The organism is Tenacibaculum sp. 1B UA (assembly GCF_033978845.1).
Classification (GTDB): domain Bacteria; phylum Bacteroidota; class Bacteroidia; order Flavobacteriales; family Flavobacteriaceae; genus Polaribacter.
Genome location: NZ_JAKVUA010000020.1, coordinates 22267 through 45544, shown reverse-complemented (window position 1 = coordinate 45544; position 23278 = coordinate 22267). Strand labels below are relative to the sequence as shown.

At 30.6% G+C, this 23278-nt stretch carries 19 protein-coding genes and 1 pseudogene; 10 read left to right on the top strand and 10 right to left on the bottom strand.

Annotated elements, in window-relative coordinates; all coding sequences use genetic code 11:
- Window positions 1-54 precede the first annotated feature (54 nt).
- Window positions 55-927, top strand: a complete 873-nt coding sequence (locus MK851_RS13525) for a cation diffusion facilitator family transporter (protein ID WP_303510926.1) — start codon at window positions 55-57, stop codon at window positions 925-927.
- Window positions 928-979: 52 nt separating this feature from the next.
- On the opposite strand, the gene MK851_RS13520 is transcribed toward MK851_RS13525, so the two are convergent.
- Window positions 980-1612 (bottom strand): 7-carboxy-7-deazaguanine synthase QueE, encoded by a 633-nt coding sequence (locus MK851_RS13520; protein ID WP_303510928.1) that lies wholly within the window; start codon window positions 1610-1612, stop codon window positions 980-982.
- An 86-nt stretch (window positions 1613-1698) separates the two neighbouring features.
- Here MK851_RS13520 and MK851_RS13515 point away from each other — a divergent pair, with 86 nt between their 5' ends.
- The 4 genes from MK851_RS13515 (at window position 1699) to MK851_RS13500 (ending at window position 4990) form a co-directional block, all read left to right on the top strand.
- Entirely contained in the window at window positions 1699-3219 is a 1521-nt protein-coding gene (locus MK851_RS13515; RefSeq protein WP_320244372.1) for a helicase HerA-like domain-containing protein, read from the top strand.
- A gap of 41 nt (window positions 3220-3260) precedes the next feature.
- The gene (locus tag MK851_RS13510; RefSeq protein ID WP_303510932.1) at window positions 3261-3821 is read left to right on the top strand and encodes a hypothetical protein; all 561 of its coding nucleotides are present in this window, start codon (window positions 3261-3263) and stop codon (window positions 3819-3821) included.
- 65 nt (window positions 3822-3886) lie between these two features.
- A complete protein-coding gene (locus MK851_RS13505) occupies window positions 3887-4429 on the top strand; it encodes a hypothetical protein (protein WP_320244371.1) in 543 nt (180 codons plus the stop codon).
- A gap of 192 nt (window positions 4430-4621) precedes the next feature.
- Complete coding sequence (locus MK851_RS13500) at window positions 4622-4990, top strand: cupin domain-containing protein (protein ID WP_320244370.1); 369 nt, start codon at window positions 4622-4624, stop codon at window positions 4988-4990.
- Here the strand turns inward: MK851_RS13500 and MK851_RS13495 are convergent.
- Both MK851_RS13495 and MK851_RS13490 read right to left on the bottom strand, forming a co-directional pair.
- Entirely contained in the window at window positions 4958-5647 is a 690-nt protein-coding gene (locus MK851_RS13495) for a ZIP family metal transporter (protein WP_320244369.1), read from the bottom strand. The genes MK851_RS13500 and MK851_RS13495 overlap by 33 nt on opposite strands.
- Complete coding sequence (locus MK851_RS13490) at window positions 5644-6372, bottom strand: class I SAM-dependent methyltransferase (protein ID WP_320244368.1); 729 nt, start codon at window positions 6370-6372, stop codon at window positions 5644-5646. Before MK851_RS13490 ends, MK851_RS13495 begins: the two co-directional genes overlap by 4 nt.
- 113 nt (window positions 6373-6485) lie before the next feature.
- Here MK851_RS13490 and MK851_RS13485 point away from each other — a divergent pair, with 113 nt between their 5' ends.
- Entirely contained in the window at window positions 6486-7667 is a 1182-nt protein-coding gene (locus MK851_RS13485) for a THUMP domain-containing class I SAM-dependent RNA methyltransferase (RefSeq protein ID WP_303510706.1), read from the top strand.
- Between the two features lie 142 nt (window positions 7668-7809).
- On the opposite strand, the gene MK851_RS13480 is transcribed toward MK851_RS13485, so the two are convergent.
- The 4 genes from MK851_RS13480 to MK851_RS13465 form a co-directional block, all read right to left on the bottom strand.
- Window positions 7810-9111: a serine hydrolase gene (locus MK851_RS13480; protein ID WP_320244367.1), complete on the bottom strand. Its 1302-nt coding sequence runs from the start codon at window positions 9109-9111 to the stop codon at window positions 7810-7812.
- A gap of 10 nt (window positions 9112-9121) precedes the next feature.
- Complete coding sequence (locus tag MK851_RS13475) at window positions 9122-10549, bottom strand: serine hydrolase (RefSeq protein WP_320244366.1); 1428 nt, start codon at window positions 10547-10549, stop codon at window positions 9122-9124.
- Window position 10550: 1 nt separating this feature from the next.
- Window positions 10551-10985 (bottom strand): MarR family winged helix-turn-helix transcriptional regulator, encoded by a 435-nt coding sequence (locus MK851_RS13470; protein ID WP_320244365.1) that lies wholly within the window; start codon window positions 10983-10985, stop codon window positions 10551-10553.
- A gap of 62 nt (window positions 10986-11047) precedes the next feature.
- The gene (locus MK851_RS13465; RefSeq protein ID WP_320244364.1) at window positions 11048-11281 is read right to left on the bottom strand and encodes a DUF4242 domain-containing protein; all 234 of its coding nucleotides are present in this window, start codon (window positions 11279-11281) and stop codon (window positions 11048-11050) included.
- A 50-nt stretch (window positions 11282-11331) separates the two neighbouring features.
- Between MK851_RS13465 and MK851_RS13460 the strand changes: the two are divergent.
- A pseudogene (locus MK851_RS13460) lies at window positions 11332-11978 on the top strand (transposase); the annotation flags it as partial.
- A gap of 340 nt (window positions 11979-12318) precedes the next feature.
- Here the strand turns inward: MK851_RS13460 and murB are convergent.
- The gene (murB, locus tag MK851_RS13455) at window positions 12319-13329 is read right to left on the bottom strand and encodes a UDP-N-acetylmuramate dehydrogenase (RefSeq protein ID WP_320244363.1); all 1011 of its coding nucleotides are present in this window, start codon (window positions 13327-13329) and stop codon (window positions 12319-12321) included.
- Entirely contained in the window at window positions 13330-14520 is a 1191-nt protein-coding gene (locus MK851_RS13450) for a pyridoxal phosphate-dependent aminotransferase (protein ID WP_320244362.1), read from the bottom strand.
- A 233-nt stretch (window positions 14521-14753) separates the two neighbouring features.
- On the opposite strand from MK851_RS13450, the gene MK851_RS13445 reads away from it, so the two are divergent.
- Window positions 14754-16019 (top strand): retropepsin-like aspartic protease, encoded by a 1266-nt coding sequence (locus MK851_RS13445; protein WP_320244361.1) that lies wholly within the window; start codon window positions 14754-14756, stop codon window positions 16017-16019.
- 45 nt (window positions 16020-16064) lie between these two features.
- Here the strand turns inward: MK851_RS13445 and MK851_RS13440 are convergent, their stop codons facing one another.
- Window positions 16065-16469 carry a DUF1573 domain-containing protein gene (locus tag MK851_RS13440; protein ID WP_303510686.1) on the bottom strand — a complete coding sequence of 135 codons (405 nt, stop codon included), beginning with the start codon at window positions 16467-16469 and terminating at the stop codon, window positions 16065-16067.
- 186 nt (window positions 16470-16655) lie between these two features.
- On the opposite strand from MK851_RS13440, the gene MK851_RS13435 reads away from it, so the two are divergent.
- Together MK851_RS13435 and MK851_RS13430 are read left to right on the top strand one after the other, a co-directional pair.
- Window positions 16656-19295 carry a valine--tRNA ligase gene (locus tag MK851_RS13435; RefSeq protein WP_320244360.1) on the top strand — a complete coding sequence of 880 codons (2640 nt, stop codon included), beginning with the start codon at window positions 16656-16658 and terminating at the stop codon, window positions 19293-19295.
- Between the two features lie 160 nt (window positions 19296-19455).
- On the top strand, window positions 19456-23220 hold the full coding sequence (locus tag MK851_RS13430; RefSeq protein ID WP_320244359.1) for a transglutaminase domain-containing protein: 3765 nt from the start codon (window positions 19456-19458) through the stop codon (window positions 23218-23220).
- Window positions 23221-23278 lie beyond the last annotated feature (58 nt).

Here is a 23278-nt window from a genome sequence, read left to right as displayed (position 1 = left end):
TTTTCAAGTACCTTCGTAATACCTCATAAAAAGAGATTGTAATATCATAATTCAATGAGTAAAGAAGAGTTAGCTATAAAAACCACCTACTTTAGTATTCTAAGTAATACTAGTTTAGCAATTATTAAAGGATTAGCAGGTATTTTTGGAAACTCATACGCATTAATAGCAGATGCAATTGAATCTACTACCGATATTTTTTCTTCTATTTTAGTGTTGTTAGGATTAAAATATGCGAAAAGACCCGCAGATAAAAACCATCCGTACGGACATGGAAAAATAGAACCTTTAATCACCTTTGTAGTAGTAGCCTTTTTGGTAACTTCAGCTACAGTTATAGCCTATGAAAGTATACAGAATATTCAAACACCACACAAAACTCCTAAACCATGGACGTTACTCGTTTTAGGAGCAATTATTATTTGGAAAGAAATATCTTTTCAAGTGGTTATAAGAAAAAGTAAAGAAATTAATAGTTCTTCCTTAAAAGCAGATGCGTGGCATCATCGAAGTGATGCAATTACCTCTGTAATGGCATTTATAGGTATTTCCATAGCTCTTATTTTTAAAGAAGGTTATGAAACAGCTGATGATTGGGCAGCTTTATTAGCCTCATTTTTTATTTTATACAATAGCTATTTAATTTTTAGACCAGCGCTGGGAGAGATAATGGATGAACATGTATACGATGATTTGATAGAAGAAATAAGAGGAAAATCTATGGAAGTAGCAGGTGTTTTAGGAACAGAAAAATGTTTTGTGCGTAAAGCAGGAATGAAATATCATGTAGATTTACATGCCATTGTTGATAGTACCATTACAGTAAAAGAAGGACACGACATTGCTCATAAATTAAAAGATTATTTAAGAGAAAAACTCCCAGATTTGGAGCATGTTTTAATTCATATAGAGCCTAATGAATACTAAAAAAAGCAACCTTTAGGTTACTGAGCGTAGTCGAAGTAAGGTTGCTTTTTGTTTATGGTATATTTAAATACTTGTGTGTTTGTAAGGAAATTTTCCATTGTGGATGTTCCATTACATAATCAACAATTTGTGGAGTCATTTTTTCCTTTTTACTCCATTCAGGTTGTAAAAATAACGTACATTTTTTACCAACTTTAGCAGCTTGTTCTTCTGCAAACTGAAAATCATTTTTATTATGAATAATCATTTTCAATTCGTCTGCTTCTTGGTAAGCACGTTCTAAAGGTAATTTGTTTTTTTTAGGAGACAAACAAAACCAGTCCCAAACCCCTGAAAAATCATACGCTCCAGAAGTTTCAATATGTGTTTTAATACCTTTTTCTTGAAGTTGCTCTGTAATATAATCTAAACTCCACATTAAAGGCTCTCCACCTGTAATAACTACAGTTTCGGCATATTTCTTTGCGTTTTCAATAATGATATCCGTTTTTGTAGGTGGATGTAAATTAGCATCCCAACTTTCTTTTACATCACACCAATGGCAACCTACATCGCAACCACCAATACGAATAAAATAAGCAGCAGTACCAGTGTGTGCTCCTTCTCCCTGAATCGTGTAAAACTCTTCCATTAGCGGAAGCATTTCTCCTGTGTTAATTAACTCTTGTACTTCTTTTTTCAACATAAGGGTGCAAAGATAGGCAACATTAAAAATTAATGAATGATTTTTGTTACTTTTACGTGTTTTTATCACAAAAAAGGTCAAGAATAATGAGTAAAACCGAAGCGTTTTTCAATTACATCAAAGAAGGCTATACACCAAAAGGAGAGTTTATTACACTAGGAGCAGGAATGTTAGGAGAAGAAACAGTAACTAATGCCCATGTAAATATTCCTTTAAAAACATTAAACCGTCACGGATTAATAGCTGGAGCAACAGGAACAGGTAAAACAAAAACCTTACAAGTACTGGCGGAAAACATGTCAGAAAAAGGAATTCCTGTGTTGTTGATGGATGTAAAAGGTGACTTAAGCGGATTGGCACAACCAAGTCCTGGGCATGTAAAGATTGATGAACGTCACGAAAAAATCGGAATACCATTTACTCCAACAAAATTTCCAATAGAAATCTTATCAATTTCAGAACAAAATGGAGTACGTTTGCGTGCTACAGTTTCTGAATTTGGACCAGTATTATTATCGCGGATATTAGATTTAACTGAAACACAATCAGGAATTGTAGCGATTATTTTTAAATATTGTGATGATAATCAATTACCATTATTAGACTTAAAAGATTTCAAGAAAATTCTTCAATATATTACCAATGAAGGAAAGGAGGAAATTAAAAAAGAGTATGGACGAATCTCTACCGCAAGTACAGGAGCAATTCTTAGAAAAATTATTGAAATTGAGCAACAAGGAGGTGATTTATTCTTCGGAGAAAAATCGTTTGATGTTGACGATTTAACTCGAATAGATGAAAACGGACGTGGAGTTATTTCTGTACTACGTTTAACAGATATTCAAGATAGACCAAAACTGTTTTCAACCTTTATGCTACAGTTATTAGCCGAGGTGTATGAAACTTTCCCAGAGCAAGGAGACAGCGGTAGACCAGAATTGATAATTTTTATAGATGAAGCTCACTTAGTGTTTGATGAAGCTTCAAAAGCTTTGTTGAGTCAGATTGAAAGTATCGTAAAGTTAATCCGTTCAAAAGGAATAGGATTGTATTTCGTTACACAAAATCCAAAAGATGTTCCAGAAGATGTATTGGCTCAGTTAGGAATGAAAGTTCAACATGCCTTACGTGCATTTACGGCAAAAGATAGAAAAGCAATTAAATTAGCAGCCGAAAATTATCCAGATTCTGAATATTATGATACTAAAGAAGTATTAACACAGTTAGGTATAGGAGAGGCGTTGATTTCTGTTTTAAATGAAAAAGGAATTCCAACTCCGTTAGCGCGAACAATGTTACGTGCACCAATGAGTAGAATGGATGTATTAACAGAGAAGGAAATTAAGCAAGTTTTAGACAATTCGAGATTAATTCCGAAATACAACGATGCCATAGACAGAGAGAGTGCATACGAAATGTTGAATGAGAAGATTGAAAAAATAAATGAAGAGAAAATCAAAGAAGCTCGTAAAGAGGAAGATGAAAGAACAAGAAGAAGATCTTCAACAGGTAGTAGAAGTACTCGTATGAACCCAGTAGTAAAAGTATTAACGAGTGCTACTTTTATTAGAGCAGCTTTTGGGATTTTGAAAAAAGTACTAAAATAACAAATAGAAGAAATAGACGTTTTAAACATAAAAGAAGACCAATGAGAACATTAATGAAACCTTTAGTTATCGCAGTAATATCAGTATTATTTATCCAATGTGGTAATAGCAAATTTGATATTGCTAAAGGAAAAGTAGGAAAGTTAACTACTAAAACAACTGTTAACGAAATTGAAAACGTATTTAAGCAAGACTCAGTAGTTAAAGTATTAAGTGAAGGAGCTAAAGGAAATAATCTTTTTCAAGAAGATGATAAGTACTTGGTATATGAAAAAGGAGGTAAACATTTGTTAACCATTACTCCAAAAGAACAATTAGATTCTATATCAACTATTAAAAGTATTGAGATTTTTGACGATCGTTTTAAAACAAAGTCAGGAATCAATATAAAATCTACTTTTCAAGAAATTAACGCAAATACTAAAGTTAATAAAGTTGAATCATCATTTTCATCAGCAACGTTATTTATTGACGACTTAAATGCAACAATAACGATTGATAATGAAGATTTGGGTTTAAAAGAATTTAGTACTCAAAAAGTAACCGTTGAACAAATTCCTGATTTAGCAAAGATTAAATCGTTTACCATTTGGTTTAACTAAAAATATTCAAAGCCGAAACATCTGTTTCGGCTTTTTAATTAATAATAGCTACGTAATTTTAAAATATGGAAGTAATAAAAATAGTATTTTTTGTATTGGGAGTTTTTTTTGGAGAAAACAGCAGAATAGGAGCGGAGAAAACAACCGTTACAGTAAACCCAAAAGAGCAAACAGTAACCATTGTTCAAGAAAATATATTTGCACTAATAGTAAAAGAAGGAGATAGTTTACAGGTTAGCTCAGAATTAAAAAAAATAATAGCAAGAAATTGGAGGAAAGAAATAGAAACCTATCCATCAAAATCATGTACTTTTTATGTTACTGATAACGATAATTTGAACGCAAAAATTATATTGAATTATCCTTCGGAAAAAGAACTAAAAGATTTTGCACTAGACTTTAACCAAGAAACAAAAGAGTTCTCTTTAATAAACATTCCTGATTGGAATGTTGAAACAGAAGATGGAGCATTGAAAGGAAACTATTGGAGATTTAATGCAGATGATAACTTTACTTTTGTTGTTACTCCTTTTAAAAACATGCCAGATAAGTTTAAAAGTGCTAAAAGGAGCCTTACATCAATTTGGAAAGCTGAAAAGGATAATTAAAAGAGACATAATAAAAAAAAGTTTTTTATTAGCCTAATGCCTTGATGTTAAAGTTTCGTGCCGTAGTATCAGCGACCCTTGCTGTATAGGTGTAAAAAATAGTTAAGTTCGTAAAAAGGAATTATGTCTTAAAAAGCAAAAAGACATTTAAGATGAATTTGAGAAGCTGGAAACACTAGTAAATAAAACAATATGAGTAAAAAATATACCATTCAAAAAAGTCCGTTTGTAGTGCCAACTACCGATGGAAAATTAATTGAAGAACATTTTGGAAACGTTACTGATGGAAATTCAAAAGTAAGTATAGCATACATGGTAGCTCCAGCAGGTTGGAGTGAGCCTTTTCAAATACCAGAGTTTGAAGAATACACCTATATTATCAAAGGAAAAAAGCAATTCAATATTGATGGAGAAATTATAGTGCTAGAAGCAGGACAATCTATCAAAATTGAAAAAAATGTACGTATTCAATATTCAAATCCATTTACCGAACCTTGTGAATATGTAGCGGTGTGTTTACCTGCTTTCTCAGTGGGGTTGGTGCATAGAGAAGATAGTTAATAAGACTCCTAAAATAATAGCTGCAAACTTTTTGTAGTTAAATTTATGGTTTTCGGTGCTTTCAAAAAGAATAATGGTTGAAATGTGTAAAAACACACCAACTATTAAGGCTGTAATTTCTGTATGATATTGTTCTATTAAAGGAACTTTGTTAGATACTAAAATACCTAAAGGACTCATTAATGCAAATACAGTTAAAAAGAAAAATACTGCTTTTTTCGAATATTTTGCATGTAATAAAAAGGTAGTTAAAACAATAGCAATCGGAATTTTATGTACGATTATTGCCCATAACAAATTATCATCTGCGTGATGAATTGGCAATCCTTCTGAGAAAGCATGAATACATAAACTAATGAATAGTAACCAAGGAAATTCTGAAGAGTCAGAATGTAAATGGATATGTCCGTGTTCAGCACCTTTAGAAAAAGATTCCAATACTGATTGAATAATGATTCCCACCAAAATTAAGATACCAACTAAATTTGTGTTATCGGTATGGTGATATACTTCTGGCAATAAATGTAAAATGGTTACCGAAAGTAAATATGCACCACTAAAGGCTAATAATAAGCGAACGAAGGTGTTACTAGGTTTTAGTGTAAAAACAAATAAAACACCTACTAAAACAGAAACAATTAGCAATAAGTAACTCATTTTGCAACAATAATTAAACGGTCAGAAGATTGTGAATTAAAATCATTAAGGTTGTAATCGCCAAAAATATGTGTTATCTGTAAGCCAACACTATCAAAATATGGTTGTAGCTTTTCTAACGTTAAAAACTTAACGCGCTCTGTGTATGAGCGTGCTTTCCCATCAGCAGTAAAAGAAATATGTTTTAAGATAAATCCGTCTTTAATTTCTTTTTTTATATTGAATTCAATGCCGTCAATCGTTTTTACTTCTTCCTTTACTAGCATATTTTTCACTCTTTCAACATTTAAAAAGTCTAATACAAATACTCCGTTTTCTTTTAATCCGTTTTTAATACTTCTTAACACAGCGATGTCTTCATTATCATCTTCAAAATAACCAAAACTAGTAAAGAGATTAAACACAGCATCGTATTTACTTTCAATAGGCTTTCGCATGTCCCAAACCTCAAAATGAAGCGTATCATTTTCAAATTGCTTAGCATGTTCAATACTATTTTCGCTTAAATCACCTCCAACAACATCATAACCTAACGAGTTTAAGTACACTGCATGACGTCCTTTACCACAAGGCAAATCAGCAATACGACTCAATTTAGGTAGTTGTAAAAAAGCAGTAATATTTCGCATAAAAAACTGTGCATCGGCATCGTTTCTATGCTTGTATAAAATATGATAATATGGTGTGTTAAACCATGAAGTAAACCAATCTGTTGTTGTATTCATAACTATAAAGGTCTGCAAAAATACGCAAAACTTACGTTTTTTATATTCAAAGTAGAAAAGATTCACAACAACCCAAAATTAACTGTACTTTTGCAGTGAAATTTTACAGTTACATGGAAAAAGATTTTAAAATGACTGCCGTAACGATGGCAGGTTTAGAAGGAGTTTTAGCTGACGAGTTACGTCAACTAGGAGCAATGGAAGTGAAGGAAGGAATACGAAGTGTTACTTTTAAGGGGGATAATGGATTTATGTACAAAGCAAACATTGCATTGCGTACTGCTATTCGTATTTTAAAACCCATAAAACGTAGTAAAATTTTTGATGAAGAAGATTTATACGAAGCGATTCAGCGTGTAAAATGGGAGCGTTTTTTAGATGTTGATGGAACGTTTGCGATTGGTTCTGTAGTAAATTCTAATAATTTTACAACAAATTCACATTACATCAGTTTAAAATCAAAGGATGCTATTGCCGATTACTTTATGCATAAGTATAAGAAGCGTCCGAATGTAGATTTAAAATATCCAGATGTAAAAGTTCATATTCATATTCATAAAGAATGGTTAACCATTTCGTTAGATTCATCTGGCGATTCGTTGCACAAGCGTGGATATCGTAGTGCAACGAATATTGCGCCTATTAATGAGGTATTAGCAGCAGGATTAGTGTTGCTTTCTGGATATAAAGGTGAGGAGAATTTTATTGATCCGATGTGTGGTTCAGGAACTATTTTAATTGAAGCGGCAATGATTGCAAATCAAATTCCTGCAAACATTAACCGTAAGCATTTTGCTTTTGAAAACTGGAAAGATTATGACGAAGATTTATACTTTGTTATTCAAGATTCATTGCTAAAGAAAATACGAAGTTCACATTTTAAAATTATGGGCTTTGATAAAGCTCCGTCTGCGGTTAGAAAAGCACAACAGAATATTATCAATGCAAATTTAGAAGAATTTATAGGAGTCCATCACGTAAACTTCTTTAACTCTAAGAAAGAAGTGTTTGGTAAAACTACAATTTTATTCAATCCGCCTTATGGTGAGCGTTTAAATATTGATGTAGAAGAGTTTTACACAAAAATAGGAGATACTTTAAAGAATAATTATCCAAATTCAACAGCGTGGTTAATCACATCGGATATTCAAGCTTTAAAGCATGTAGGTTTACGAACGTCAAAAAGAGTTCCGCTTAAAAACGCCGATTTAGATTGTCGTTTTGTTAAGTACGAGTTGTATGAAGGTAGTAAGAAAGCTAAGAAGAATACTTCTTTTACTGATGAAGAAGAATAAAAAACTCCGCTGTAGAGCGGAGTTTTTTGTTGATGCTAATTATTTAATAAAAATAATTCGCGTAACTTCTCAGGGTTTATTTCTAAACTCTTCTGATAATTTTTAGTAGTATAGTATCAAAATTTAGGGAGTATTTAATTACTTAATTAGCTTTCTTTTTAATTTCAGCAACTCCAGCTTTTCTAACTATAATTTTGGTCACTTTACCTTTTTTGTTTTTAATAAATTCAATAGTCTTGTCATTATTAGCAATAAAAAACTTGACATCAGACTCAGGTAATAATTCAGTATCATAGTTAGCGTAGTATAGTTTTTTATTCCTTTTAAGAATTGTAACACTTCCATAATATCCAGCATACTCACTGTATAGTATAGGGTTTATTTTTACTAGTTGATGTTTGTACGGAAGCTCAACAGACTTTTTGAAAAGAATTGCAGCTAGTCCGTAAGCGATTAAATAGGAAGGGGATTGATTGTTAGATAATACGGTAATAAAAATGTTATCATTGGTAAATTTATTAAACGAAGTCATGGCTCCATAAAACCCTCCATCGTGGGCTATTAATTTATGGTTTTGATTATAAAAAGGATTTACCATTAAGCCAAAACCAAATTTTTGATCATTATATGAGGTAAGTACCTTTTTTTTAGAGACTTCGTTTAGTATAATTGTACTGTTAAAAAGAGCTTTATTCCAGAGGTATAAATCTTCTACAGTAGAGTAGATACCATCATGCCCAATATTAAAACTCCAGTTTATGTAAGGGTTTTTTATGAGCGTATCATCTTTTTTATAATAGGTTTTAGCAGATTTAAAAACGATTGAATCATTGGTACTTACACCTGTATTGTACATTTTAGCTTTATCAAATAGATTTACTTTAAGATATGCTGAATATGATTGATTATAAATTTTTTCAATAATACGTGCAAGTAAGTAATACCCAATATTACTGTATGCTGTATTTGAACCAGGTTTAAACAACAAAGGTTTTTGCATAATATAATTTGCTACAGAATCTTTATCTAATGATGTTTTTGTAAGATATAACTCATCATAATCCATTTGGAGTCCAGCATTATGTGTTAACATCATTTTAATTGTTATTTGGTCTCCTTTAGGAAAATCTGGATAATATTTAACAAGTTTATCATCGAGCGACATTTTACCTTTTTCGATCAACTGCATAATGGCAACAGCTGTAAATTGTTTTGATACGGAAGCTAAGCTAAATTTAGTGTCAATTGTATTTGGAATTTTCCACTCATAATCAGCAGTTCCATATGCTTTTTTTAATAAGGTGGAGTCATTTTTAGTAACTAATACTGTTCCTGAAAAATTATTAATGCTTGCTTGGGCATCCATGTAATTTTCTAATGTTGTCTCTTGTTGAGCAAAAGCTAATGGTGTAATTAGTATGAGTAGAATAGTGTAGTATTTCATTTAATTACAATTAAATAGATTTTAATTCTTTTAGTTTCTTTACAGCGTTTGTATTATCAGGATTATGCTCGAGGCTTTTTTGATAATTTTTGATAGCTTTTTTTATTTGACCATTTTCCATATAAGCTTCTCCTAAAGAATTATATGCATCATAAGACTCAGGAAAGGAGAATGTTTCAAGTATGAATAAATCAATAGCTTTTTTATAAAAACCTCTTTTTATCATTTCATAACCTTTGGCATTCAAGTCTATTTCAGAAAGTTTGAATTTTGAGTTTTTAATTTCTGTTTTAGCTTCTTCAATACCGTTATTCAAACAAGTTTTAATTATCTTTTTAGTAAAAAAGTAGTTGTCTAGCTTTGGAGTTGTGCCTGAGATTGTTTTTTCTATAAAAAAACGAGCATCAAAAAAGCCTTGATCTAGATCTTTATTAGTTAAAAGTATTACGATGTAATTTTGTTTTTCAAAAACTCGCCATTCAGCACCAGTACCGAAATGTCCTCCACTGTGACCATAAATTCCTGAACCTTTAGTTTCTGCAAACTGCATTCCGTACCCATACCAATTGTTTTTTGGTTCTTTTTTCATAAGGTCAGTATAGGTTTTGTTTAAAAGCTTATTGTTTTTAAAGGCTACTGTAAAGTTATACAAGTCCCCCACGTTTGTGTATCCACCTCCAGCTGGAGTACCTTTTACACCTCCCATGAAAATTGTTTTTTGTAATTGGTTAGGGTAATTATTTGAAAGAGTGTAGTTTTCAGAAGCATTTTCAATAGTATGATCAATATCAAAATTACCTGTATTTTGCATACCAGCTTTAGAGGATATATGCTCTTGTACATACTCATTATAAGGTAATTTTGTGATGGCTTCTATAATTCTACCTAGTACAATATAATTAGTATTTCTATATGCAAATTGTTTGTTAGGCTTAAACTCTAAAGGCTCATCTTCATACAGATACGAAAGTTGCTCCGTAGTTCTATTTTTATCTTTAGAGGTATTTAAGAACTTTTCGGAATGAAAATAGTTAGGTAATCCACTTCTATGTTTTAGTAATAACTCTATAGTAATAGAGTCTCTAGCTTCTTTATTCTGATAGTTAGGAAGAAACTTACCGATATTATCTTGTAATGATAATTTTCCTTCTTGAATTAATTGAAATATAGCAACAGCAGTAAAAGATTTGCCTATAGAAGCGTAAGAAAATTTTGTTCCCGTATTGTTTTTTATTTTGTGTCCCAGGTGAGCAAACCCATATGCTTTTTTTAATAAAATGCTATCATTCTTAGCAATTAAAAGAATACCATTAAACCCATATAAAGAGTCTAAGTAATTAGCAATTTGATTTATTTTTTGATTTTTAATAAGAGTGGATTTCTTCTTTGCGCAAGAAAAAGTAATTATAAGTACAAGTAAATAGATTAATCTCTTCATTTTAAGAATTACAATTTTTAGTTATTTTTTTTAAAGTTTCATATAATTGCTCTAACTCTTCATCTGAAATAGCATTTAGGGCGGTTTCTCTATTTATTTGTATTATAGGTTTGAGTTTTTTTATAATTATTTTACCTTTTTTAGTTATCTCTAGCCTAGCTTTTCGTTTGTCTTGATTATCTGTTGTTTTTATTAAGTAATCTTTCTTTATCATCAATTTCACAATACGTGTCATAGATGCGTAGTCTTTAAAAATTAAATTGGCAATTTCTGTTTGGGTTTTATAATTACTTTCAAGAAGAAGTAAAACTAATGCTTGATCTACAGTAATATCAGGCACTACTTGTAGGATATTTTGCTGACTTAATTTACGATATGTTTTTATAGTTTCTTCAATAGAGTAGAGAACAGTAGTTGTAGGTGTGTTGAAATTCATATTGTTTGATATATCAATCAAAAATAAAGATATATTTGATATATCAATTAAAATAATTTATATTATTTTAATTGCTCCATGGTAATAGAATCATAAATGGTTGAAGTTTTATTTAAAGGAAATCTACCTTTTTCGGCGTGTTCACGAATCTTTGATTCATTCGGAGCATTATAGATACAGTATCTTTTATCTTCTACATAGCTATGAACCCACTGTATTTTAGGTCCTAGTTTCCCCAAAACATCACAAGAAGTTTGTGAAATTTCTTTTAGTTCCTCAGGTGTAATCTTCCCCAAAAACCGAACTGTTTAAAATTAGCATAATAATCTTAACTTTAGACAGTATTATGAGAAAAAGTAAATTTTCACCGCAACAGATTGCGAAGATTTTAAAAGAATTCGACAAGGGCAAGAGTGTTGACCAGATAAGTCGTGATCACGGCGTAAGTGCTGCTGCATTTTATAAATGGCGTTCAAAATATGCTGGGATGAATTCAAAAGAATTAAAACGACTCAAAGAACTAGAACAAGAAAATTATAGGTTAAAACAAATGTATGCAAGTTTAGCTCTAGATCACCAGATGGCTAAAGAGGTTATAGAAAAAAAGCTCTAAAGCCCTGTCGTAAACGAAGTATTACTAAAGAACTTATTCATTACGGCATCAATAGGGCGTGTCGTGTGTTAAATATGAGTAAAAGTGTGTATTACTATAAGCCACAGCCTAAAGATGATAAGGTTATAGAAAAAGCATTACAACAAAAAGCTAAAAACCATTCAGCAGAAGGATTTTGGAAAGCTTTTGATCGCTTACGTGAAGAAGGAAAGCCTTGGAATCACAAGCGTGTACATCGTGTTTATGTAGCCTTAGGATTTCCCTTAAGAAGGAAGGCGAAGAAACGCTTACCTGCAAGAATTAAAGAACCTCTAGAAGTTCCAAATATATTAAACCATACTTGGAGTATGGATTTTGTAATCGACGTCTTAGAAAACAAAATAAAAATGTATTTTTGGAAAACTAAACAGTTCTAATCTGGGGAAGCTTACATTTGACATAGAAAGTGGAGTTTGATTCTGCCAATCAAAGTTACCATATTTTTTTAACCAAGTTCTGATAGTAGCTCCTAGTTGAATAAGATATTTAGATAGAGCTTGGGTACGCGTGAGCAAACCTTGTTCAATCTCTTGAACTACTTGAAGTTTGAAGGACAAGGAATAGTCTTTCTGAGTACGTTTTACATAAGTTGTTTTCATTACACTTGAATTTTTGTGTAACGATATTTCAGGACGGGACATGATATAGAAATAAAAAAGAGAATCTTAGGGTTCTCTTTTTTTATTTAATAATATTAACTTCTATTTCAAGATTTATGTCAAATTTATCTTTAATAGTCTGTTGGATTTTTTGCGCTAACTCGTAAATTTCTTTGCCCGAAGCATTACCATAGTTAACTAAAACTAAAGCTTGTTTTTCATGAACCCCATAATTACCAAAACTCTTTCCTTTAAATCCGCTTTGTTCAATAAGCCAACCAGCTGGTACTTTAATTTCAGTGTCTGAAATTACATAGGAAGGAATATTAGGGTGTTTTTCTTTAAGCTTTTCAAAATGATCTTTAGAAACTACTGGATTTTTAAAGAAGCTTCCGCTATTACCAATTTCTTTTGGGTTGGGTAATTTAGATTGACGAATAGCAATAACAGCATCAGAAATATCTTTAATGGTTGGATTTGTTATTCCTTTTGAAGATAACTCAGACTCAATAGCTCCGTAGGAAGTATTAAGTTTATGGTTGTTTTTAGTGAGTTGAAAACTTACTGATGTTAACACATATTTGCCTTTAGCTTCGTTTTTAAAGATAGAATTACGGTATCCAAATTGGCACTCTTCCGCAGAAAAAGAAACCAATTTACCTGTTCCAATTTCAATAGCTTCCACCTTTGTTATAGTGTCTTTTACTTCAACACCATAAGCCCCAATGTTCTGGATTGGGCAAGTACCTACATTCCCAGGAATAAGTGACAAGTTTTCCAGTCCGCCATAGTTTTGAGAAACGCACCATAAAACGAACTCATGCCAGTTTTCACCAGCATTTACAGTTATGTGGGTATCGTTATGATTTTCTCGATCTATTGAAATTCCTTTAATATCAATATGTACAACTAGGGTTTCAATGTCTTTAGTAAGTAACATATTACTACCACCAGAAATTAAAAAGAGGTCTTTTTCTTCTTTTAAAAGTTGTTGTAGTTGGTATACAGAAGTAATAGAAACAAAACGTTTGGCATTTACATTAATACCAAACGTGTTGTATTCTTTTAAAGATATGTTTTCTTGAATATTCAATTAACTATTATATTTTTCTATGGCGATTTTTAATATTTCAACCGAACGTTTTAAATCAGTTTTATTTAAAACATAGGCAATACGAACTTGATTCTTTCCTTCACCTTCGGTAGAGTAAAAACCACTTGCAGGGGCTACCATTACCGTTTCGTTATTATCATTGAATTCTTCTAAAATCCACTGTGCAAAATCGTCAGTATCTTTTACTGGTAATTCAGCAACACAGTAAAAAGCACCTTTAGGATTAGCAACTTTTACTCCCTCAATTTTTTGTAATTCAGCAATTAATGTGTTTCTACGATCTTCATACTCTTCAATAACTTCATCAAAATAACTTTGAGGAGTATCTAAAGCAGCTTCACTAGCAATTAGAGCATATGTTGGTGGGCTTAGACGTGCTTGTGCAAATTTAAGAGCAGTATTAATGAATTCTTCGTTTCTTGAAACTATACAGCCAATTCTTGCACCACACATACTGTAACGCTTCGATACAGAATCAATCATAATAGCATTTTGCTCTAAGCCTTCCAAAGCCATTATTGAGTTGTGTTTTTCTCCACCGTACGTAAACTCACGATATACTTCATCAGCAATTAAAAATAAATCGTGTTTTAATACAATTTGTTTTAGCTTTTCAATTTCTTCTTTGCTGTATAAATATCCAGTTGGATTCCCTGGGTTACAAATTAAAATAGCTTTAGTTTTTGGAGTAATTAACTTCTCAAAATCTTCAATAGCAGGTAAAGCAAAATTGTCTTCAATTTTAGAAATAACAGGAACCACTTTTACTCCTGAAGCAGTAGAAAAACCATTATAGTTAGCATAAAAAGGCTCAGGTATAATGATTTCATCACCTGGGTCGGTTATACTGCCAATACTAAAAAGTAGAGCTTCTGATCCTCCAGTAGTAGCAATAATATTATTTGCAGTTACATGAATGTCGTTTTTAGCATAGTAGTTTGCTAATTTTGTTCTGTACTCTTCAGAACCTTCAGATCTAGCATATGATAATACTTCTATACTATTATTTTTTACTGCATCTAAAGCAATTTGTGGTGTTTTAATATCAGGTTGACCAATATTTAAATGATAAACCTTTGTCCCATTTTTTTTAGCAGCCTCAGCAAAAGGAACCAATTTACGAATTGGTGATTGAGGCATTGCGTTTCCTTTACTAGAAATTGATGGCATTTTTAAATTAAATTAGTTGTTTGAAAGGCAAATTTGCGAAATATATTTGAGAGTATTAGAATGTTTACGGTGAAAAAATCGGTTAAAAAAATCATAAAAAACAGAATTTCTAAAATGAAGATTGTATCTTTAAGTATATAACCATAAAATAAGTTCTTTTGAATAGATTATTACTCTACTTTTTTACACTTCATTTAAGTGTGTCTGCATTTACTCAACAAAATTTTCAGTTTTTGGGAAATGAAACAAAAAAACAATCGATAAGATTTCAATTAATCAACAATTTAGTAGTTATTCCATTGGAAATTAACGGGCATCAGTTATCATTTATATTAGATACAGGTGTAAATAGAACAATTTTATTTAATCTGACCTCTAAAGATAGTATTGGTTTGAATAATGTAAAAAAAGTATTTATAAGAGGTTTAGGTAGTGGAGAACCAGTAGAAGCCTTATTTTCTAGAGGGAATAATTTTAGAATTAAAAATATTACTAGTTCTAATCAAGGGTTATATGTTATTTTAAAAGATGCTTTTGATATTTCTGCAAAAATGGGGACAACCATTCACGGTATTATAGGGTATGACTTATTAAAAGATGTTATAGTAAAAATTAATTATGTAAATAAACGAATTGATTTTTATAATCCTAAAACATATGGTCTGAATGTATGTAATAAATGTGAAAGTTTTCCTTTACAATTTTATAGAAATAAACCTTATATAGATGTTAATGTGCAGGTTGATACATTGGGAACAAGAATGTTACCAGTAAAACTATTAATTGATACAGGAGGTAGTGACGCAGTTTGGTTGTTTGAGGGAACAAAAAAAGAGCTTAAAACACCTAAGAAGTTTTTTAAAGATATAATAGGGGAAGGTTTTAGTGGTACTATTTATGGAAACCGAAGTAGAATTCAGAAAATTTCTATCGGAAAGTTTAAAATAGGTGAACCAACAGTGTCTTTTTTAGACTCTTCATCAACTTTTAATGCAAGACAATTTAAAGAAAGAAATGGGAGTATTGGTGGAGGTATTTTAAAACGATTTAAGGTTTGGATTGATTATCCGAATAAAAGAGTTGTTCTTAAAAAGAACGCTTCATTAAATAAAGGGTTTTATTACAATATGAGCGGGTTGCATATTGTGTATGATGGACAAGAGTTAATAAAAGAGAAAGGAACAACTAAATTTACAGATAGTTATAGTGCAAATAATCAGACTGCTAAAAATAATATAATTTCTTTAGTAAGTACTTTTTTTTATCGATTTAAGCCTAAGTATAAAATAGATAAAGTAGTGGAAAACTCACTTGCTTTTAAAGCAGGTCTTCAAGTTGAAGATGTAATAAAAAGAATTAATGGGAAAGCTGCACATGAATATCATTTGAATGAAATTATAGATATGTTTCATACAAAACCTAATAAAAAAATAAGGATGGAGGTTGAAAGAAATGGTGTTAAACTTAAATTTATGTTTAGGTTAGAACAAAGAATATAAAAAAAAGCTCAACTTAAGTTGAGCTTTTTATATTAAGATAAATCCTTAACTATCACTTACTGTACTTTTCTCTTTTGCAGGAGTAGCATCCTTTACAATAAATCCTTTAATTTTAACTCTTTTTCTTTTGTTTTTAGCATTTGAAATAACAGTTAAAGTTTTAGAGAAACCACCTAATCTTTTTGTATCGTAAGAAACTTCAATTTGTCCTTTTTTACCAGGCATAATAGGTTGTTCAGGTTTTGTAGGTACTGTACACCCACAAGGTGATACGATATCCTTAATAATAATAGGTGCGTCACCTACGTTTGTAAATTCAAATACGCGTTTTCCTTCAGACCCATGAGCTATTTTTCCATAGTCAATAGTTTCAGATTCAAATTTAAATTCTTGAGCGCTTACTGTTAAGGTGATAAAGCAAACAGCGATAAATGATAAAATTGTTTTCATAATGGTAAAATTAATTTTTAAGGGTGTTAACCGCTACAAATTTAGTATTATTTCTTTAAGTTCTAAAAAAACAACCTCTAATTTTCTGTACCTCATAGATAGTTGTATTTTTGCTAATCGAATTTCAAAAACAATGCCAAAGGTTAAAAAATGTTAAATTATTAACCATAAAGATACACATAACATATGAATATTCCATCAAAATATAATTCTAAAGAAGTAGAAGGAAAATGGTACGATTACTGGATGAAGCATAATTACTTTCATTCAGAAGTAGATGAACGCGAACCCTATACAATTGTTATACCGCCACCAAACGTTACAGGAGTATTACATATGGGGCATATGTTAAATAATACTATTCAAGATGTGTTAATTCGTCGTGCCCGTTTGCAAGGAAAGAATGCATGTTGGGTTCCTGGTACCGACCACGCTTCAATCGCTACTGAAGCAAAAGTAGTAGCGAAGTTAAAAGAACAGGGTATTGATAAAAATGATTTAACACGTGAAGAGTTTTTAGCACATGCTTGGGAATGGAAAAACGAATACGGTGGTATTATCTTAGATCAATTAAAAAAGTTAGGAGCTTCTTGTGATTGGGAACGTACCGCATTTACTATGGATCCTGCATTATCAGAATCGGTAATTAAGGTGTTTGTCGATTTATATAATAAAGGATTAATTTATCGAGGGTACCGAATGGTAAATTGGGATCCTGAAGCAAAAACTACACTTTCTGATGAAGAAGTAATCTACGAAGAACGTCAAGGAAATTTATATTATTTACAGTACAATATAGTAGGCTCTGATGAAAAAGTAACTATTGCAACTACACGCCCAGAAACTATTTTAGGAGACACAGCTATTTGTATTAATCCAAACGATGAGCGTTTCACACATTTAAAAGGTAAAAAAGTAATTGTTCCTTTATGTAATAGAGAAATTCCAATTATTGAAGACGAATATGTAGATGTTGAATTTGGTACGGGGTGTTTAAAAGTAACTCCTGCACATGATGAAAATGATAAAGCTTTAGGAGATAAACATAAATTAGAAGTAATTGATATTTTTAATGAAGATGCTAGTTTAAACTCATTCGGATTACATTATGAAGGAAAAGATCGTTTTGTAGTTCGTAAAGAAATTACCAAAGAATTAGAAGAAAAAGGGTTTTTGGTGAAAACTGAAGTTCATACCAATAAAGTAGGAACTTCTGAAAGAACTAAAGCGGTAATTGAACCAAGATTATCAGATCAATGGTTCTTAAAAATGGAAGACTTAGTAAAACCAGCTATCGATGCTGTTTTAGGAGAAGATAGAGAGGTAAAGTTATTTCCAAAAAAGTTTGAAAACACCTATCGTCACTGGATGGAAAACATTCGTGATTGGAATATTTCTCGTCAGTTATGGTGGGGACAACAAATTCCTGCTTTCTATTTTGGAGAAGGAAAAGAAGACTTTGTAGTAGCTGAAAATATTGAAGATGCTGTAAAACTAGCTCAAGAAAAAACAGGAAATACATCTTTAACTGCCTCTCACTTAAAACAAGATCCAGATGCCTTAGATACATGGTTCTCTTCTTGGTTATGGCCAATGTCAGTTTTCGACGGAATCCGTAATCCTGAGAATGAAGAAATAAAGTATTACTACCCAACAAACGATTTAGTAACAGGTCCAGATATTTTATTCTTCTGGGTAGCACGTATGATAATCGCTGGATACGAATATAAAGATCAACGTCCATTTGAAAATGTATACTTAACAGGATTGGTGCGAGACAAGCAACGTAGAAAAATGAGTAAATCCTTAGGGAACTCACCAAATGCCTTAAAATTAATAGAAGATTTTGGTGCTGATGGAGTTCGTGTAGGGTTATTATTAAGTGCAGCGGCTGGAAACGATTTATTATTTGATGAAGATTTATGCCAACAAGGAAAAGGATTTGCTAATAAAATTTGGAATACTTTCCGCTTAATTAAAGGTTGGGAGATTGATGAGAGTTTAGCCCAACCAGAAACTGCTAAAATAGGACTAGCTTGGTACGAAGCGAGGTTTAGTAAAGTATTACTAGAAATAGAAGATCACTTTAGTAAGTATCGTTTATCGGATGCATTAATGGCTATTTACAAGTTAATTACTGATGATTTTTCTTCATGGTTATTAGAAATCGTTAAACCAGGATACCAACAACCAATTGATGCAAAAACATACAAGGCTGTAATAGAAGTATTAGAGAATAATTTAAAAGTATTGCATCCATTTATGCCTTTCTTAACAGAGGAAATTTGGCAGCATATTACTGAAAGAACTCCAGATGATGCTTTAATTATTGCTAAATATCCAACAGTTGGAGAAACAAATGAAGAATTAATTACAAATTTTGAGTTTGCTACAGGTGTGGTTTCAGGGATTAGAACGATTAGAAAAAATAAAAATATTTCATTTAAAGATGCGATAGAATTATCTGTTGTAAATAATGAAAACTTTACAAAAGAGTTTGATGTAGTAATTCAAAAGCTAACCAATGCTTCAGAAATAAATTATGTTACCGATAAGGTAGAGGGCGCAGCATCTTTTCGTGTAAAATCAAATGAATATTTTGTTCCAATTTCATTAGATACAATTGATGTAGAAGCAGAAATAACTAAGCTAAATGCAGAGTTAAAAAGAGCTGAAGGCTTTTTAATAGGAATTCAAAAGAAGTTGTCTAATGAGCGATTTGTAAGTAATGCACCAGAGCAAGTAATAGTTTTAGAACGCAAAAAAGAATCAGATACATTAGCTAAAATTGAAACGATAAAAGCTAGTTTAGCTTCTCTACAGTAAGTTAATTGTTTAAATAAATAAAAAAGTCCGCTGTAAACTTACAGCGGACTTTTTTTATGATTTTTTAGGATATTATGTTCTATTTACTTAGGTTTGGATTAGTTTCAAAAAATGCTATATTTAAAAACCTACTATGATTTATTATTTTACCTACCCAAGAATGAAAAACATATTTACTTGTATGCTTTTTCTATTTCTTTCTTTAACTATAAATGCGCAAAAAAACCTCGAAATATGGAGTGCTTTGTTAGATAATAACCGGGATAAAGCACTTAGTTTAGTAAATAAACTAAATTATGAAGATGATGTTGAGAATCTAATTCTGAAGAAGCTAGTAGAAATGGAGAATGGTAATATGCGTAGTGACCATGAACTATTGAAGAAAATTTCTAATTATGAGAACTATGAAAACTATATGTTTTCTAATTGGACAATGAATTACTTTTTTAGTGATTATTTCGATATGGGTTTTAATTCTGAAACATATGAGTCACCTCAGTTTATAGATGCTTCTCAGGTAAAGAATACAACAGTAAAGAATGGACTTTTATATTTACAATCGATAACTAAAAGGAACCTTAAAGATTGGGACTCTTATACTATGTTGATGAATAATATCAATGCGATAAAAGGTTGGGAGTATTGCGGTGTTTTTGAAAATTTAAATTCTAGCGGTATAGATATGCCCTATCCTCCAGAAGAAAAATCGTCAAATAAAGAGATTTTTGATGCTCAGAGTAACGGAGATGCACAATGGTATAAATCACCAAACAATTCTGAAGTATATAACTTTTTTACCAACCACTCGGAATATGGGGCGGGAGTTCATTACGCTCAAACATTTATTGAGTCTTCAGAAAATCAAAGAGTTTTACTGAAATTAGGTAAAGGAGGGATGATTCGTTTTTGGCTTAATGATGTACTGGTTCTGGAAGATGACAATCAATATAATACAGAATTAGATGCTTATACTTATGAAGTAAACCTTCAAAAAGGTGTTAATAGGTTCTTAATTAAGTTGGCAGCAAATGGAAGTAATCCTTATTTTATCTTAAGAATGGAAGACTTAGAAGGAAAACCTTTAAAGAATTACAAGACATCGTTTGTTAATAGAAATTATAGAAAAAGTAGTGTAAAAGAGATAGACCCTAAACTAATCCCTCATAGTGTAGAAAAGTATTTTGAGGAAAAACTTAAAAATCCAGATAACGACATTAACTTGACAAAATTTAATTTGTTTCTTACTTATTATAGAAATGGAAGAATAAATAAAGCAATGAATCTTTTGGAAGATTGGTATAAGAAGCATCCTAAGAGTTCATTAATACGAACTTGTTTAGCGGAATGTTATAGTGCAAAAGGGGATGATAGTGCTTTAAAAAGAATACAGGATAATTTAAAAAGAGAAGATCCAAATTACTACATGTCTTCTTTTTTAGAATATCAAAAATTTGATGACTTAATGAGGTTAGATATTGATGCATATGAAAAGAAAATGATAAAGATTAAAAATTCAATTAATTATCCATTTATTGAAAAAGTATCTGATTTCATGATTTTCTTACGTCGAGAAAATAAGTTAGAAATGAAAGGTAAGTTAAAAGAGCTGCTAGAAGATAAAACATTGCCATCAACTATGAAATCTGTTTTTTCTGAATTTTATTCTAAACTTTTTAATGATGATAAAGCCACAATAAACATCTTAGAAAAATATAATAAATCTGAGTTTAACTCAGAAGTTATAAAGTATTTAGGTTACTATTATAAAAAACAAAATAGAGTTGAAGAAGTAGTTAATTTGTATACTGAGGTTATAAACAGGTTTAGTTATGATAATGATTTTTTATATAGATTAATTCAATTACTCCATGACACAAATCAATATAAAAGATCTTTACCTTTTATAGAAAAAGGAGTAAAAAACTACCCAAATTCATATGCTTTTATAAAGGCAAAAGGAGATACTTATGTTCAATTAGGAAAGAAAAAAGAAGCTGTAAAATTATATAAAATAGCTCTAGAAAGAAGTCCCTCAGATCATAAATTGAGAAAAAAAATTAATGATTTAGAAAATAAGAAGAATGTACTTGATGAATTTAGTTTAAAAGATGCTTACAGGTATATAAAGCAAAATAGAAATAAAAATACCACAAATAACTATGGTATAAATACTTTATTAAATCAAATAACGGTCTTAAGTCATAATAGAGGAGGAGGAGAATTTCAAGAAACTTTTATTCAGGAAATAACATCTTTGAATGGTGTAGATATTTTTAAAGAATACAACTTAGGTTTGTCGGGAGATTATCAAATAAAGAAAGCAGAAATAATAAAACCTAATGGAGAATCTATTCCTGCAGATCGTAATGGAGCTAACCTTGTTTTTTCTGGATTAGAAATAGGAGACGTTGTATATGTAGATTATGTAACAACTTACTCAACTTATGGTAGGTTTTATAAAGATTATATTTTAAGTCATGGATTTAAAGGATATCATCCTATTTCTAAAAATACTTATAGACTCTTAACTGTAGATAAAGAAGTAAACCAAATAGTTAAGAACGGTGAGGTTAAATATCATACATATAAAAAAAGAGATTATTATGTTCATGAATGGGAACTAAACAATGTGCCCGGTATTCCAATAACAGAAGATTATATGCCAGCTTTTAATGATGTAGTAACAAGGTTAAGTGTTAGCTCTATTGACTCTTGGAATGATATAGCTTCTTGGTATTCTGATATCGTTAGAAAGCAGTTAAAAGTAGATAAAAAGGTAGAAGAAGTATTCAATGAAATATTTATAGATGGATATAAACAATTATCAGAAAATCAAAGAGCTAAAAAAATTTATTATTATATAACAGACAATTTAAATTATAGTCATGTAAGTTTTAGACAGGGAGGGTATGTACCACAAAAACCATCAAAAACCATAAAAACTAAACTAGGAGACTGTAAAGATTTTTCATCTTTATTTTTAGTTTTAGCAAAAAAAGCCGAGTTAGATGTAAATATGGTTTTAATCCTTACTGCAGATTATGCTAAGAACCAGCTATTGCTTCCAAGTACCGATTTTAATCATTGTATTGTTAAGGTAAAAATAAATGGAGAAGCTCAATTTTTAGAGCTTACAGATAAGCATTTACCATTTAAATCATTACCAATGTCTCTTCGTGAAGCAACTGCTTTAGAAATACCTTATGATAACTCAACCAAAGTTGTTGAAGGTTTATTTAAACTAAACAATGTACTTAGAGAAAAAGCAAAATTTATAAGTATTACCGACTTAAATTTACATAAAGAAGAGTCAGAGATTGAGTTAGAGACACAAGTCACTGGTCATTTAGCATCTTATTATATTGATGTTTTAACAAATAAAGAAGGTGAATTATTAAAAGATGAACTTCATCAAGAGATTTCTAATAGAACAAGTGAACCCGTTAAATTTAATGATGTTGAAAAAATAGAGATAAATAAAGACAAAGGAACAGCTTTATATAAAATGAAATTAACTTCAGATATAAAAATAAACAAAGTAGCGGGTTTACAGACGTTTAAAGTGCCGTTTTTTTTAAATCCATATAATAATTTAGTTATTCAATTAGATAAACGATTGTATCCAATAGATTATAGAAAATATGAAAATTCTGATTATTATAGAGAAAAAATAATTGTAAGGCTTAAAGAGAATGAAGAGTTTGTAGGCTTACCAGAAAAAAGTACTTATAGTTTTAAAAATCATAGTTATTCAATTTCTTACAAGCTAATTAATAAAAATCTTTTAGAAATTGATATTGAGTCTAATGTATCTTCTGATTTGATTACCCCTAAAGATTATATTCAGTTTAAGAATTATGTAGAAAAAGTTCTAGATACAAGAGAGGTTCTAATTGCTTTTAAAAGTATAAATCAGATAGATTAAGGTTAGTACCTTTTAAAAAAAATCCGCTGTAAACTTACAGCGGACTTTTTATATAGTG

What these genes read in the sequence shown, in the direction of transcription:
- MK851_RS13525 (WP_303510926.1), top strand. Translation starts at nt 55, where the DNA reads ATGAGTAAAGAAGAGTTAGCTATAAAAACCACCTACTTTAGTATTCTA.
- MK851_RS13520 (WP_303510928.1), bottom strand. Translation starts at nt 1,612, where the DNA reads ATGTTGAAAAAAGAAGTACAAGAGTTAATTAACACAGGAGAAATGCTT.
- MK851_RS13515 (WP_320244372.1), top strand. Translation starts at nt 1,699, where the DNA reads ATGAGTAAAACCGAAGCGTTTTTCAATTACATCAAAGAAGGCTATACA.
- MK851_RS13510 (WP_303510932.1), top strand. Translation starts at nt 3,261, where the DNA reads ATGAGAACATTAATGAAACCTTTAGTTATCGCAGTAATATCAGTATTA.
- MK851_RS13505 (WP_320244371.1), top strand. Translation starts at nt 3,887, where the DNA reads ATGGAAGTAATAAAAATAGTATTTTTTGTATTGGGAGTTTTTTTTGGA.
- MK851_RS13500 (WP_320244370.1), top strand. Translation starts at nt 4,622, where the DNA reads ATGAGTAAAAAATATACCATTCAAAAAAGTCCGTTTGTAGTGCCAACT.
- MK851_RS13495 (WP_320244369.1), bottom strand. Translation starts at nt 5,647, where the DNA reads ATGAGTTACTTATTGCTAATTGTTTCTGTTTTAGTAGGTGTTTTATTT.
- MK851_RS13490 (WP_320244368.1), bottom strand. Translation starts at nt 6,372, where the DNA reads ATGAATACAACAACAGATTGGTTTACTTCATGGTTTAACACACCATAT.
- MK851_RS13485 (WP_303510706.1), top strand. Translation starts at nt 6,486, where the DNA reads ATGGAAAAAGATTTTAAAATGACTGCCGTAACGATGGCAGGTTTAGAA.
- MK851_RS13480 (WP_320244367.1), bottom strand. Translation starts at nt 9,111, where the DNA reads ATGAAATACTACACTATTCTACTCATACTAATTACACCATTAGCTTTT.
- MK851_RS13475 (WP_320244366.1), bottom strand. Translation starts at nt 10,549, where the DNA reads ATGAAGAGATTAATCTATTTACTTGTACTTATAATTACTTTTTCTTGC.
- MK851_RS13470 (WP_320244365.1), bottom strand. Translation starts at nt 10,985, where the DNA reads ATGAATTTCAACACACCTACAACTACTGTTCTCTACTCTATTGAAGAA.
- MK851_RS13450 (WP_320244362.1), bottom strand. Translation starts at nt 14,520, where the DNA reads ATGCCATCAATTTCTAGTAAAGGAAACGCAATGCCTCAATCACCAATT.
- MK851_RS13440 (WP_303510686.1), bottom strand. Translation starts at nt 16,469, where the DNA reads ATGAAAACAATTTTATCATTTATCGCTGTTTGCTTTATCACCTTAACA.
- MK851_RS13435 (WP_320244360.1), top strand. Translation starts at nt 16,656, where the DNA reads ATGAATATTCCATCAAAATATAATTCTAAAGAAGTAGAAGGAAAATGG.
- MK851_RS13430 (WP_320244359.1), top strand. Translation starts at nt 19,456, where the DNA reads ATGAAAAACATATTTACTTGTATGCTTTTTCTATTTCTTTCTTTAACT.